The sequence below is a fragment of the Sphingomonas sp. Sphisp66 genome, from assembly GCF_047324325.1.
Lineage (GTDB): Bacteria > Pseudomonadota > Alphaproteobacteria > Sphingomonadales > Sphingomonadaceae > Sphingomonas.
Map to the genome: position 1 here is coordinate 4,025,162 of NZ_CP168508.1, position 12,381 is coordinate 4,037,542.

Annotated in this window: 12 protein-coding genes; 4 read left to right on the plus strand and 8 right to left on the minus strand. The window is 68.4% G+C overall.

Annotated features, from left to right (window positions below):
- Positions 1-41: 41 nt before the first annotated feature.
- The gene (locus ACEN8G_RS18305) at positions 42-1,475 is read left to right on the plus strand and encodes a mannitol dehydrogenase family protein (protein WP_413415649.1); all 1,434 of its coding nucleotides are present in this window, start codon (positions 42-44) and stop codon (positions 1,473-1,475) included.
- Positions 1,476-1,753: 278 nt separating this feature from the next.
- Here the strand turns inward: ACEN8G_RS18305 and ACEN8G_RS18310 are convergent, their stop codons facing one another.
- The 4 genes from ACEN8G_RS18310 to ACEN8G_RS18325 all read right to left on the minus strand — a co-directional run bounded on the left by ACEN8G_RS18310 (position 1,754) and on the right by ACEN8G_RS18325 (position 6,291).
- Positions 1,754-2,854 carry an ATP phosphoribosyltransferase regulatory subunit gene (locus tag ACEN8G_RS18310; RefSeq protein ID WP_413415650.1) on the minus strand — a complete coding sequence of 367 codons (1,101 nt, stop codon included), beginning with the start codon at positions 2,852-2,854 and terminating at the stop codon, positions 1,754-1,756.
- A gap of 167 nt (positions 2,855-3,021) precedes the next feature.
- Entirely contained in the window at positions 3,022-4,599 is a 1,578-nt protein-coding gene (gene serA / locus ACEN8G_RS18315) for a phosphoglycerate dehydrogenase (RefSeq protein WP_413415651.1), read from the minus strand.
- Between the two features lie 46 nt (positions 4,600-4,645).
- Positions 4,646-5,128: a DUF1348 family protein gene (locus ACEN8G_RS18320; RefSeq protein ID WP_413415652.1), complete on the minus strand. Its 483-nt coding sequence runs from the start codon at positions 5,126-5,128 to the stop codon at positions 4,646-4,648.
- A complete protein-coding gene (locus tag ACEN8G_RS18325) occupies positions 5,128-6,291 on the minus strand; it encodes a phosphoserine transaminase (RefSeq protein ID WP_413415654.1) in 1,164 nt (387 codons plus the stop codon). The genes ACEN8G_RS18320 and ACEN8G_RS18325 overlap by 1 nt, the downstream gene beginning before the upstream one ends.
- Before the next feature lie 159 nt (positions 6,292-6,450).
- On the opposite strand from ACEN8G_RS18325, the gene ACEN8G_RS18330 reads away from it, so the two are divergent.
- Together ACEN8G_RS18330 and ACEN8G_RS18335 are read left to right on the plus strand one after the other, a co-directional pair.
- Positions 6,451-7,137: an extensin family protein gene (locus ACEN8G_RS18330; RefSeq protein WP_413415655.1), complete on the plus strand. Its 687-nt coding sequence runs from the start codon at positions 6,451-6,453 to the stop codon at positions 7,135-7,137.
- A gap of 36 nt (positions 7,138-7,173) precedes the next feature.
- Positions 7,174-8,100: an LOG family protein gene (locus ACEN8G_RS18335; RefSeq protein ID WP_413415656.1), complete on the plus strand. Its 927-nt coding sequence runs from the start codon at positions 7,174-7,176 to the stop codon at positions 8,098-8,100.
- Here the strand turns inward: ACEN8G_RS18335 and ACEN8G_RS18340 are convergent.
- From ACEN8G_RS18340 to ACEN8G_RS18355, 4 genes are all read right to left on the minus strand, one after another.
- Positions 8,087-8,482, minus strand: coding sequence for a nuclear transport factor 2 family protein (locus ACEN8G_RS18340; protein ID WP_413415657.1), 396 nt, complete (start codon positions 8,480-8,482; stop codon positions 8,087-8,089). The two genes, ACEN8G_RS18335 and ACEN8G_RS18340, sit on opposite strands and share 14 nt — an antisense overlap.
- A gap of 12 nt (positions 8,483-8,494) precedes the next feature.
- Positions 8,495-9,580, minus strand: a complete 1,086-nt coding sequence (locus tag ACEN8G_RS18345; protein ID WP_413415658.1) for an HD-GYP domain-containing protein — start codon at positions 9,578-9,580, stop codon at positions 8,495-8,497.
- Between the two features lie 104 nt (positions 9,581-9,684).
- Positions 9,685-10,602, minus strand: a complete 918-nt coding sequence (locus tag ACEN8G_RS18350) for a hypothetical protein (protein WP_413415659.1) — start codon at positions 10,600-10,602, stop codon at positions 9,685-9,687.
- A gap of 76 nt (positions 10,603-10,678) precedes the next feature.
- Positions 10,679-11,350: a c-type cytochrome gene (locus ACEN8G_RS18355; RefSeq protein ID WP_413415660.1), complete on the minus strand. Its 672-nt coding sequence runs from the start codon at positions 11,348-11,350 to the stop codon at positions 10,679-10,681.
- A 102-nt stretch (positions 11,351-11,452) separates the two neighbouring features.
- Here ACEN8G_RS18355 and ACEN8G_RS18360 point away from each other — a divergent pair, with 102 nt between their 5' ends.
- The gene (locus tag ACEN8G_RS18360; RefSeq protein WP_413415661.1) at positions 11,453-12,343 is read left to right on the plus strand and encodes a prephenate dehydratase; all 891 of its coding nucleotides are present in this window, start codon (positions 11,453-11,455) and stop codon (positions 12,341-12,343) included.
- Positions 12,344-12,381: the final 38 nt, after the last annotated feature.

The window sequence follows — 12,381 nt, forward strand, 5'->3', positions numbered from 1 at the left end:
GCCATTGACTTTGCCCGCCCGGACGCGTTGACACCGGGGACATGACCAGCCTTTCGCGCGCCGCCCTCGCCTCGCTTCCCGCCGCCGTCGCGCGGCCGGGGCACGATCCCGCCGCCATTCGCACGGGCGTGGTCCATTTCGGCCCCGGCGCCTTCCACCGCGCCCATCAGGCCGCCTATTTCGACCGGGTGCTGGACAACGATCCGCGCTGGGGCGTCGCCGCAGTCTCGCTGCGCAGCGCCGGCACCGTCGACGCGCTCAAGGCTCAGGACGGGCTCTACACGCTGGCAGTGATCGATCGCGAGCCGTCCACCCGCATCATCGCCGCCCATTCGGACGCGATCGGCCCCGGCGAAGGCGCCAAGCTGCGCATCCTGCTCGCCGACCCGGCGGTCAAGCTCGCCACCAGCACGGTGACCGAGAAGGGCTATTGCCTCGCCGCCGATGGCAGCCTCGACTTCAACCACGCCGACATCGTCCATGACCGCGCCCGGCCTGCAGAGCCGGCGAGCGTGATCGGCTGGATCGTCTCGGGCCTGGCCGACCGCCGCGCCGCGGGCGCCGCCCCCTTTGCCATGCTGTGCTGCGACAACATGACCGGCAATGGCGGCAAGCTTCGCGCAGCCTGTGTCGCGCTGGCCCGGGAGTGGGACGCCGGGCTGGCCGACTGGATCGAAGGCGAGGTCGCCTTCCCCGATTCGATGGTCGATTCGATCACCCCGGCGAGCGACCCGGCTTTCCTCGCCAAAGTGGCGGAGGAACTGGGTGTGGCCGACCAGGCCGCCGTGCAGCGCGAGCGCTTCACCCAATGGGTGCTGCAGCGCTTCGACCTGGCCGATGGCCCCGACCTCGCCGCCGCCGGCGTCACGCTGACCAATGACGTCCAGGGCTATGAGCAGGCCAAGCTGCGCATCCTCAACGGCGCGCATTCGAGCCTTGCCTATATTGGCCTGGCACTGGGGCACGAGACCGTGTTCGAGGCGGTGAGCGATCCCGCGCTGGGCGGCTTTGCCAGCCGGCTGATGCACGAGGACATCGCCCGTTCGCTCAAGCCCGTCGAAGGCCTCGACGTGCAGGGCTATGCCGATGCGGTGCTCGACCGGTTCCGCAACCCGGCGATCCGCCACCTGCTCAGCCAGATCGCCTGGGACGGCTCGCAGAAGCTGCCCTATCGCCTGCTCGACACGGTCCGCGACCGGCTGGCGACGGGCGAGGACGTGGCGCGGCTGGCGGTGCCGGTCGCGGCCTGGATCGCCTTCCTGAACCGCAAGGCCGCGGCGGGCGACAAGATCACCGATCCGCTGGCGGAAGTGCTGGCGGGCGCCGCTTCGGGCGCTGATCCGGCGGACGCGGTGCTGGCGCTGCGGCAAGTGTTCCCGGCACAACTCGCCGAGGATGCCCGCTTCCGCGATGCGGTGACGGCAGCGGTGCCGGCATTCCTCGAAGGCCGGGCGGCGGAATTGCTCGCGCGCTGATCCTATTGCGGCGCCTCGGGCGACTCGTGGAAGTTCACTAAGTTCACGACATTGCGGGGCTCGGCGAGGGTCGAATCTCCATGCTTGCGCGCAATCTCGCAACGGAATTGCGCGCGACTGGTCCTATCTTTCCTACGGTTGGCAAGAGCGGCCGGGCCGGGCCTGGCTGCTTCAGGCAACCATGCGAAATCCTACTTTGCAAGACGGGCCATCACGGCTTCGCTGATCCCCGGCCCCGGCCTTCGCCGGGGATCAGCTTGGGTAATTGTTCCAGCGGATCAGACCGCCGCAGGCGCCCCGTCGCGCAGCACATGGGTGCAGAGCTGCGCCTCGGGCGTGTCGTCTTCCTCCAGCGCCGCGACCGTCACCCAGCCCTCTTCACGCAGCTTCGCGCCGATGCCGGCGGGGGTGCCGAAGGGCAGGAACAGCCGGCGGCGGTCGCCGGCGCCGATGCCCGCATAGAGGATCGGATCGGCATAGAGCGAGAAGCCGACCGCGGCTTCCTCGCGGCCATTGCCGTGGAGGATCGTATAGGTGCCGCCGCGACCGATCTCGCCGCGCACCCCGCGGGCGAAGAGCGAGAAGCCGAGCCAGCTCTGATATTCGAAGCCGTGGCGCTCGGTGGGATCGAGGGTGAGCGCGGCCTGGCCCCGGATGCTGGCGGCAATCTCGGCGAGGCCGTCGAGCCGGGTGGCGAGCGCCTTGCCGGCGTCGATCGCGCGCAGCCGCTCGATCGCGGCATCGAACGGGCCGGCGGCTTCGATCAGCGGCAGATAGCGCGGGTCGATCGTGGCGACGCCGGCGGCGTCCTTGGCGTCGAGGCGGTCGCGCAGCGTGGCGAGCTGGGCAGGCGTCAGGCTGCCGTCGGCCAGGCAATCGACTAGGTCGGGCAGGGTGAAATCGAGTGCGATGCCCTCGACCCCGCCTGCGTGCAGCGCCTCGATCGCGACGCGCACAATTTCGGTGGCGGCGGCGACGGTGTCGAGGCCGATCAGTTCGGCGCCAATCTGGCGGGTGGCGCGCAGCGGATCGAGCTCGGAAGCAGAGAGCTTGATCACCGGGCCGGCATAGGAAAGGCGCACCGGGCGCGGGTGATGGCCCATGCGGGTGGCGGCGATGCGGCCGACCTGGGCGGTGATGTCGGGGCGGATCGCCAGCGTGCGCTGTGACACCGGATCGACGAAGCGCACCGCGTCACGCAGGCCACCCGCGGCCTTGAGGCGCGCGCTCAGTTCATCGGCGAATTCGGCGAGCGGCGGATCGACCTGCTCATAGCCATAGGCGCGCGCGACGCCGAGCACGCGGGATTCGAGCCGGGTCGCGGCGTCGGCCGCGGGGGGGAGGCGATCGTGGAAGCCTTCGGGAAGTAAGCCGCTCATCCCGTCCCCCTAGACCAAAGCGTCATCCCGGCGAAAGCCGGGATCTCAGGCGATTGCGCACCTCCTGCCGCACGAGATCCCGGCTTTCGCCGGGATGACGTTGGAGAGGAGGCGTTAGCCTGCCGCTCGAGATCCTGACTTTCGTCAGGATGACGCACTTCTTGTCGTCAGAACGTCAGCGCCATCGCGGTCTTCACGCCCGGGAGGGCGCGGACCTTGGCGAGGAGTTCTTCGCTGACCACGTCGTCGACCGAGAGCAGCAGGATGGCTTCGCCACCCGCTTCGCGGCGGCCGAGGTGGAAGGTGCCGATGTTGACGCCTGCCTCGCCCAGCGTGGTGCCGAGGCGGCCGATGAAGCCCGGCGCGTCCTCGTTGACGATGTAGAGCATGTGGCCGGCGAGATCGGCCTCGACCTTGATGCCGAACAGCTCGACCAGGCGCGGCGCGGCGTTGCCGAACAGCGTGCCGGCGACCGAGCGATCGCCCTGGGCGGTGCCGACGGTGACGCGGACCAGCGTGTGGTAATCGCCCTCGCGGTCGTGGCGGACCTCCCGCACGTCGAGCCCGCGCTCCTTGGCGAGGAACGGCGCGTTGACCATGTTCACCGTATCCGAATGGACGCGCATCAGGCCGGCCAGCACCGCGCCGACGATCGGCTTCTGGTTGAGATCGGCGGCGGCGCCTTCGCTCTCGATCGCGATGTTGCGGAGCTCACCATGCGCGAGCTGGCCGACCAGGCTGCCGAGCTTCTCGGCGAGCGCCATGTAGGGCTTGAGGCGCGGGGCCTCCTCGGCCGACAGGCTCGGCATGTTGAGCGCGTTGGTGACGCCGCCCGAGACGAGGAAATCGGCCATCTGCTCGGCGACCTGGATCGCGACGTTGACCTGCGCTTCGGTGGTCGAGGCGCCGAGGTGCGGGGTCGAGAGGAAGTTGGGCGTGCCGAACAGCGGATGCTCCTTGGCGGGCTCGACCTGGAACACGTCGAGCGCGGCGCCGGCGATGTGACCCGATTCCAGCCCTTCCTTGAGCGCCGCCTCGTCGATCAGGCCGCCGCGCGCGCAGTTGATGATGCGCACGCCGCGCTTGGTCTTGGCGAGGTTCTCGGCCGAGAGGATGTTGCGGGTCTGGTCGGTGAGCGGGGTGTGCAGCGTGATGAAGTCGGCGCGCAGCAGCAGGTCGTCGAGGCTGACCTTCTCCACGCCCATCTCGATCGCGCGCTCGGGGGTGAGGAACGGATCGAAGGCGACGACCTTCATCTTCAGGCCCTGGGCGCGGTCCGCCACGATCGAGCCGATATTGCCCGCGCCGATCAGGCCGAGCGTCTTGCCGGTCAGCTCGACGCCCATGAAGCGGTTCTTCTCCCACTTGCCGGCCTGGGTGGAAGCGTCCGCTTCCGGCAGCTGGCGGGCGAGCGCGAACATCAGCGCGATGGCATGCTCGGCGGTGGTGATCGAGTTGCCGAACGGCGTGTTCATCACCACCACGCCCTTGGCCGAGGCGGCGGGGATGTCGACATTGTCGACACCGATGCCGGCGCGGCCGATGACCTTGAGGTTGGTCGCAGCCTCGAGGATTTCCTTGGTCGCCTTGGTCGAGCTGCGAATGGCGAGGCCGTCATACTGGCCGATGATCGCCTTCAATTCCTCTGGGGTCTTGCCGGTGATCTCGTCCACCTCGACTCCGCGTGCGCGGAAGATCTCGGCGGCCTTGGGATCCATTTTGTCGCTGATGAGAACCTTGGGCATGAGAATGCCTTTCCAATTGAGTAGGTTAAGAAGGCACGGCCGGGGGTCAGAGCCCGAGCGCGCTCAATCCGGGATGGTCGTCGGGACGCCGACCGAGAGGCCAGTGGAACTTGCGCTCCTCCGCCGCGATCGGATGGTCATTGATGCTGGCGATGCGCACTTCCATCAGGCCGTCGGCATCGAACTGCCAATTCTCGTTCCCATAGGAGCGGAACCAGTGGCCGCTGTCGTCACGCCATTCATAGGCGAAGCGCACCGCGATGCGATCCTCCTGCCAGGCCCAGACTTCCTTGATCAGGCGATAGTCGAGCTCGCGCGCCCATTTGCGGGCGAGGAATTCGACGATCGCCGCGCGGCCCTGTAGGAATTCGGCACGATTCCGCCAGCGGCTGTCGGGCGTATAGGCCAGCGACACCCGTTCCGGATCACGGCTGTTCCACGCATCCTCGGCCAGGCGGGCCTTGGCGGCAGCGGAGTCGGCGGTGAAGGGCGGAAAGGGCGGGCGAGCGACGGAGGTGTCGCCCACCATCAGACGTCCGCCCTGGCAGTCGCGTAGGCCCAGTCGAGCCAGGGGCCGAGCGCCTCGATATCGGCGGTGTCGACGGTGGCGCCGCACCAGATGCGCAGGCCCGGCGGGGCGTCGCGATAGCCGGCGACGTCGTACGCCGCGCCTTCCTTCTCCAGCAGGCCGGCGAACTTCTTGATGAAGGCTTCGTCGGCGCCGGCCACGGTGAGGCAGACGCTGGTCTTCGAGCGGATACCGTGCAGCTCGGCGAGATGGCCCAGCCATTCGCGCTCGGCGACGATCTTGTTCAGCGCATCGGCATTGGCGTTCGAGCGGGCGATCAGCCCTTCGAGGCCGCCCAGGCCACGCGCCCATTCGAGCGCGAAGATCGCGTCCTCGACGGCAAGCATCGAGGGGGTGTTGATCGTCTCGCCCTTGAACACGCCCTCGGCAAGCGCGCCCTTGGAGACGAGGCGGAACACCTTGGGGAGCGGCCAGGACGGGGTGTATTCGGTGAGACGCTCGACCGCGCGCGGGCCGAGGATCAGCACGCCGTGCGCACCTTCGCCGCCCAGCACCTTCTGCCAGGAGAAGGTGGCGACGTCGATCTTGTCCCAGGGCAGGTCGTAGGCGAACACGGCGCTGGTGGCGTCGGCGAAGGTCAGGCCCTCGCGGTCTGCCGGGATCCACTCGCCGTCCGGCACGCGCACGCCCGAAGTGGTGCCGTTCCAGGTGAACAGCACGTCGGTCGACCAGTCGAGCGCGTCGAGATCGGGGAGCTGGCCGTAATCGGCGCGGACGACGTTCGGCTCGAGCCTGAGCTGCTTGACCGCATCGGTGACCCAACCTTCACCGAACGATTCCCAGGCAAGCGTGGTGACGCCGCGGGCGCCGAGCATCGTCCACATCGCCATTTCGAAGGCGCCGGTGTCCGAGCCCGGCACGATGCCGATGCGGTGGGTGTCGGGCAGGCGCAGCGCCTCGCGCATCAGGTCGATGCAATATTGCAGGCGGGTCTTGCCGATCTTCGAGCGGTGCGAGCGGCCGAGCGACTCGGTGGCGAGCTTCTCGGGCGACCAGCCGGGCGGCTTGGCGCAGGGACCGGAGGAGAAATAGGGACGCGCCGGCTTGGTGGCGGGCTTTGCGACAGGCGCAAGGGTGGCGTCGGCGGCAGTCGAATCAGTCATGTAGTCTCTCCTTACAGAGAGCGCGCGCGGCGTTGGGACCGCGTGGCCCGCCGACGGCCCTAGCGGCGAGCCCGCGAAAGTCAATTGCGCAAAATGGGCTGGGCACGCACATTTCTGACGTTAACCATGTCGCACGGCTATGCTGCTAGGATGCATGCCATGCGCGTTTTCGGCCTGTTCCTGCCCCTGATCCTGTCACCACTCCTTGCCGGCTGCATGTTCGGCGGGGGAGACGATCGGCCTGCCCCTTCGCCGATTCGCGAGCGGCCGGGTGGACCGATCACCTTGAACGGCCCGACGCCTCGGGAGACGCAGCAATGCTTCGCCGATCTCTCCCGCGAGCGGGTGCGCTACTCGGCGCTGCCCGACCGGGATTTCGGCAGCGGCTGCGTGGTGACCGGGGCGGTGCAGCTGCTCGACATCGGCGTGCCGGTGACCGGATTGAAGTCGATGAAATGCGGGCTGGCGCGCAGCTTCACCGCCTGGGTGCGCTTCGCCGTCGCCCCGGCAGCGCGGCAGATGCTGGGCAGCGACCTGGTCAAGGTCGAGACCTTTGGCACCTATTCGTGCCGCGGGATCATCGGCAACGGCGCGGCATCGGCGGCGCGCATGTCCGAGCATGGCCTGGCCAATGCGGTCGACGTGTCGGGCTTCGTCCTGGCCGACGGGCGGCGGATCACGATCGAGCGCGACTGGCGGACCGGCGACAGCCAGGTCCGCGCCTTCCTCGACACGATCCACGGATCGGCCTGCAAGCGCTTCGCCACGGTGCTGAGCCCCGACTATAATGCGGCGCACTACAACCATCTCCACCTCGACATGGGGCGGGGGCCGTTTTGTCGCTGATTGCAGGGCGCTCGCGATCGGCCTAAGCCGGCCCGAATGAGCGATACGAAAGTTCCGAGCCGCGTCTTCCGTCCTGCCCAGCAGGAAGTGGAGCACGCCAACACGCATAGCGGCACGCCCCAGACCGAGCATCCCGCCTACCGCCTCGCCTTCCAGGACATGGACTTCCTGCTGCGCGACGACCTTCGGCCGGTGCGCTTCCAGCTCGAGCTGCTCAAGCCGCAGCTGCTGCTCGACGAGGCGCACATCAAGTCGACCTTCGTCATCTATGGCTCGGCGCGCATCCCCGAGCCTGAAAAGGCGGGCGCGCTGCTCGAGCTGGCCGAGACGCCGCAGCAGAAGAAGATCGCCGAGCGGCTGGCCGAGAAGTCCAAATATTACGACGTCGCCCGCGAGCTGGGCCGCCTCGCCTCCAACTTCCCGCTGGACGAGGCGGGGAACCGCCACTTCGTGGTGACCTCGGGTGGCGGCCCGTCGATCATGGAAGCGGCGAATCGCGGCGCGCGCGACGTGGGTGCCGACACGATCGGCCTCAACATCCTGCTCCCCCATGAGCAGGCGCCGAACCCGTACGTCACCCCCGGCCTGTCGATGCAGTTCCACTATTTCGCGCTGCGCAAGATGCACTTCCTGCTGCATGCGCGCGCCGTGGCGGTGTTCCCGGGCGGCTTCGGCACGTTCGACGAATCGTTCGAACTGCTCACCCTGATCCAGACCGGCAAGATCGAGCCGATCCCGGTGATCTTCTACGGCAAGGAATTCTGGAACCGCGTCGTCAATTTCGAGGCGCTGTGCGACGAAGGCGTGATCTCGCCCAAGGACCTCGACCTGTTCCACTTCTGCGAGACCGCGGAAGAGGGCTGGCAGATCGTCCAGGACTTCTGGAAGGACAAGGACCACACGGTGATCGCGCGGCCCCGCCCGGGGATCGACAAGCCGGAGACGGTGATCAAGCCAGAGTAAGGTAGAGCTCGGCCTCGATCACCCAGTCGGTGCCGAGCTTGCGCCATTTGGCGGTGTAGGTCCCCGAGGCCTGCACCGCCCCGCCAACCGCCGACACGCCCTGCCAGGCGCCATGCTCGAAGGCGATCGGCTCGATCGGCGACGGGACGATCGTCTCGGGCGTGCGGGTGTAGATGCTGCGGTCCTTGACGGCGAACTCGCGCTTCCAGGCGAGCAGCTGCGCCTTGCGGCCCGATATCAGCGCCGAATCGGTGCCAGCGACCAGCACGACATCCTGCGCGAGGATCGGCCCGATCGCGGCGAGGTCGGCCTCGACCAGCGCGCGGTTGAACGCGGCGCGGCGCAGGCGGATGGCGAGTTCGGGATTGGGGTGCGAGGCCATGGCCTTCCGTAGCTAGGCAGGGCCGAATTCGTCCAGCAGCCGTTCGCGCTTCGCTTCGAAATCGAGGAGCCCCCATTTCGCCGCGACTTCCAGCCCGATGATCGGATCGGCGCGGGTGCCGACACGCACCGGCGCCAGTTCGCGCTTCGTCACCGCGCAGAGGAAGACGGCGACGTCGGGCGTGGTCGGCGAATCGGCGGGCTCGTCGACGACGACCGCAAGGCGCTGGCTCTCGAGCAGCACCAGCGCGCCGACCGGGAACACCCCGAGCAACCCGCGAAAGGCGCGCAGCACGCGCGGGTCGAAATGGCCCGTCGTCCCCATCATCCAGTCGAGTGCCGCCCCCGGCGACCAGCTGCGCTTGTAGGCGCGGTTCGAGGTCACCGCGTCGAACACGTCGCACACCGCCGCCATCCGGGCATGGATGCTCAGCGTCTCCTGCGAGATGCCGGAAGGGTAGCCGCTGCCGTCGATCCGCTCGTGGTGATGCAGGCAGACATCGAGCGCGATCTCCGATTCTATCCCCGAATCGCGCAGCAGCTCATAGCCGCGCAGCGTATGCGCCTGGACCCGGGCATATTCGTCGAGGTCGAGCGGGCCTGGCTTGTTGAGCAGATCGGCATCGATCCGCGCCTTGCCGATATCGTGGAGCAGTCCGGCCAGGCCGATCTCCTGGGTGAGTTCCGGGCTCAGCCGCAGTTCGTTGCCGAGCGCGATCATCAGCCCGCAGACCGCGACCGAATGGAGATAGGTATATTCGTCGTGCAGCTTGATGCGGGTGACACTCGGCAGCGCGGTGGGGCTACGCGCCACCGAGGCGGCGATCGCCGAGACCATTGGCGCGAGATTGGCGGCCTGGATCTTCCGGCCGAAGCGGATGTCGGAGAAGGTCGCAGTGACGCTTTCCTTTGCCAGGCCGACGATCTCGCGGGCCCGCTCGCGTTCCACCGCCAGGCTGGCGGGGCGGGCATTGATGTGGAGCCTGGTCGCGGAGAGCCGACGGGCCACAGGCACAGGGCCGGCGGCCTTCGCTTCCACGCTGCCGAGATCGCGCCACTCGCCGGCGTTCAATCCATCCGAAGGCGGCAAATTCCCCATGCGCCCAACCCCCTGGCCATGCGGCTTTATTTATCGGATTTTACGTAATTTACCGGAGGCGGGGGAAGCAATCGAACGGCCCGCCAAAATGGGTCGGAGGGGCGTTAGCCCGCCAAGGTCGCGAGCGTGGCGAGCAGCTGGTCGAAATGCAGGGTGATCCGCCGGTTGTTGGCGATGTGGTGGTCGTCGAGCATCACCCGCACCGGCACGAACACCCCGCCCTCCTTCCAGGCGACGAGTTCCGCGGCGACCAGCGCGGAGACGCGGCGGCGCACCGTCTCGAACGGCAGGTCGATCGCCCGGGCCAATGCGCGCAGCGACACTGGCGCGCGCAGATCGTCGGGCGGCGGCATATCCTCGGCCGCATAGAGTCTGGCGAGCTGGGGGTCCTCGGTGACCCGGCGGACATTGATCGCGGTGATCGCCGCGACGATCGTGCCGGCGGTGACGTCGCCATAGAGCTCGGTCAGCGTTTCCAAGGCGCGCAGGCTGAAGGCGAGGATCAGCCGCTCGACCACGCCGGCCGGCAAGGCAGCGGCCCCGGCATCCAGCGCCGCGATGGCGGGATCGTAACCGGCCTCGGCAAGGATCCCCAGCGTGCGCATCAGATCGGCGGCATCCTCCTCCGCCAGGCGGGCGAGCACATCGCCTTCGAAAAAGCCGGGCGCGACGCTGAAGCCGCTGGCCCCGCGGACGAGCAGCCCTTCCTCGACCAGCTCGGCGGCGCGCCGGCGCACCGTGGTGTGCGGCAGGCGCATCGAATGGGCGATGGCCGTGGCGTTGACCGGTCGGCCGAGCGTGGCTGCATCCTCCACACCGATCCAGCGGCCCGATCCGGCATCGCGATAGGGGTGGTGGGCGATGCTGCCGCCCAGCACCACTTCGAAGACGAAGCCGGCCAGCCGCTCCTGCGGCACCAGCGCCAGCCCGCGCCGACTGCGCGCGAGCAGCAATTCCGACACCTGGCGCGCGACCAGCCGGGTCGAGAACCGGCGCGATTCGGCTACCGGCATCTGCGTCATCGCGCGGTGCGCCAAACCAAAAGCGCCGCGGAATGACCCGCGGCGCCCTGGTGATTCGGTCGGCGGAAACGCGTCCTCAGACGCCCTTCTTCTCGGCCTGCGCCTTGGCGGCGGGATCCGCGGAGGGCGCGCCCTCGGCCGGAGTCGCCTGGTTGGAGAGATTGCCGCCGGCGGCGTGATCGTCGGTGGCATTGCCCTCTGCCGGCGCGGCACCGGCGGCCGGGGCGGCCGGCAGCGGCAGGTTCGAGCCCTGGGCGTTGAGATAGGCGATGACGTTGGCGCGCTCCTGGGCGTCCGGGATGCCCGCGAAGGTCATCTTGGTGCCGGTGGCGAACTTGCGCGGGTTGGTCAGCCACGCGTCCATCTTGTCGAAGTCCCAGCTGCCGCCCACGGCCTTGAGCGCATCGGAGAAGGCGAAGCCGGCCTTGCCCTCGGCAATGCCCTCACCCATCGTGCCGTAGAGGTTCGGGCCGATACCGTTGGCCCCGCCCTGGTTGATCGTGTGGCAGGCCATGCACTTCTTGAACGACGCCTCGCCCTTGGCGAGATCGGCGCTGGCCAGGCGCGTCGCGATCGGCGCGACCACTGCCGTGCCGCCTTCGCTGGCTTCCTCGACACCTTCGATCACATAGCCCATGTGCTCGGGGCGCTCGGCATGGAAGTACATTCCGCTGGCGATCGAAAGTCCGAGCGCAGCAATCCCCCCCGCAAGTGCCCATCCCGCGATCGTATTGAAGCGATTGTCCATGAAATGCCCCTGCGGATATGTTGCGCTTCTTTAAAGCCGCCCTTGCAGCGAAAGCAAGCGGGGCTTGCGGCTGCGAGGTTCGGCAGCTAGCGCCCGCGCATTATGGAGAATTTCGCGAGCCCGGCGAGAAAGCTCGTCGCGGAGATGACCGAGGCGGCCGCAAGGACCCCCGTACGCGCCGTCGCCTTCCAGGGCGCGCCGGGCGCCAATTCGCATATCGCGGTGCGCGAATGCTTTCCCGACGGGCTGCCGCTCCCCTGCTTTTCCTTCGAGGACGCGATCGACGCGGTGAAGGAAGGCCGGGCCGGCTGCGCGATGATCCCGATCGAGAATTCGCTGCACGGCCGCGTCGCCGACATCCATTTCCTGCTGCCCGAATCGGGGCTGTCGATCATCGGCGAGCATTTCCTGCCGATCCGCTACGGGCTGATGGGCCTGGGCCCGATCGAAGGCGTCCGCCAGGCGATGAGCCATCCCCAGGCGCTCGGCCAGTGCCGCCACTGGCTGAAGGCGCAGGGCATCTCGCCGCTCGCCTATCCCGACACCGCCGGCGCCGCCGCGATGGTGGTCGAGGATGCCGATCCCGCGGTCGCCGCGCTGGCGCCCCCGGGTGCCGCCGAGCTCTATGGCCTGCGGATGCTGGGCGAGGACATCGCCGATGCCGAGCACAACATGACCCGCTTCGTCATCCTGGCGCGCGAGCCGCTGGTGGCCGAGGAGGAAGGCCCGTTCATGACCACCTTCGTCTTCGAGGTGAAGAACGTGCCCGCCGCGCTGTACAAGGCGCTGGGCGGCTTCGCGACCAACGGGGTCAACATGACCAAGCTGGAGAGCTACCAGCGCGGCGGCAGCTTCGCCGCGACCGAGTTCTACACCGACATCGTCGGCAGCCCCGACGAGGCGCCGGTGGCGCGCGCGCTGGAGGAGCTGAAGTTCCACACCAAGTGGATGCGCGTGCTCGGCACCTACAAGCAGGCGCGCGAGCGAGCGTAGCGGACACCGAAGGCAGCCAAGGTTACGCCGGGACGTGA

What these genes read in the sequence shown, in the direction of transcription:
- ACEN8G_RS18355 (WP_413415660.1), bottom strand. Translation starts at nt 11,350, where the DNA reads ATGGACAATCGCTTCAATACGATCGCGGGATGGGCACTTGCGGGGGGG.
- ACEN8G_RS18320 (WP_413415652.1), bottom strand. Translation starts at nt 5,128, where the DNA reads ATGGTGGGCGACACCTCCGTCGCTCGCCCGCCCTTTCCGCCCTTCACC.
- ACEN8G_RS18305 (WP_413415649.1), top strand. Translation starts at nt 42, where the DNA reads ATGACCAGCCTTTCGCGCGCCGCCCTCGCCTCGCTTCCCGCCGCCGTC.
- ACEN8G_RS18310 (WP_413415650.1), bottom strand. Translation starts at nt 2,854, where the DNA reads ATGAGCGGCTTACTTCCCGAAGGCTTCCACGATCGCCTCCCCCCCGCG.
- ACEN8G_RS18345 (WP_413415658.1), bottom strand. Translation starts at nt 9,580, where the DNA reads ATGGGGAATTTGCCGCCTTCGGATGGATTGAACGCCGGCGAGTGGCGC.
- serA (WP_413415651.1), bottom strand. Translation starts at nt 4,599, where the DNA reads ATGCCCAAGGTTCTCATCAGCGACAAAATGGATCCCAAGGCCGCCGAG.
- ACEN8G_RS18350 (WP_413415659.1), bottom strand. Translation starts at nt 10,602, where the DNA reads ATGACGCAGATGCCGGTAGCCGAATCGCGCCGGTTCTCGACCCGGCTG.
- ACEN8G_RS18360 (WP_413415661.1), top strand. Translation starts at nt 11,453, where the DNA reads ATGGAGAATTTCGCGAGCCCGGCGAGAAAGCTCGTCGCGGAGATGACC.
- ACEN8G_RS18330 (WP_413415655.1), top strand. Translation starts at nt 6,451, where the DNA reads ATGCGCGTTTTCGGCCTGTTCCTGCCCCTGATCCTGTCACCACTCCTT.
- ACEN8G_RS18340 (WP_413415657.1), bottom strand. Translation starts at nt 8,482, where the DNA reads ATGGCCTCGCACCCCAATCCCGAACTCGCCATCCGCCTGCGCCGCGCC.
- ACEN8G_RS18325 (WP_413415654.1), bottom strand. Translation starts at nt 6,291, where the DNA reads ATGACTGATTCGACTGCCGCCGACGCCACCCTTGCGCCTGTCGCAAAG.
- ACEN8G_RS18335 (WP_413415656.1), top strand. Translation starts at nt 7,174, where the DNA reads ATGAGCGATACGAAAGTTCCGAGCCGCGTCTTCCGTCCTGCCCAGCAG.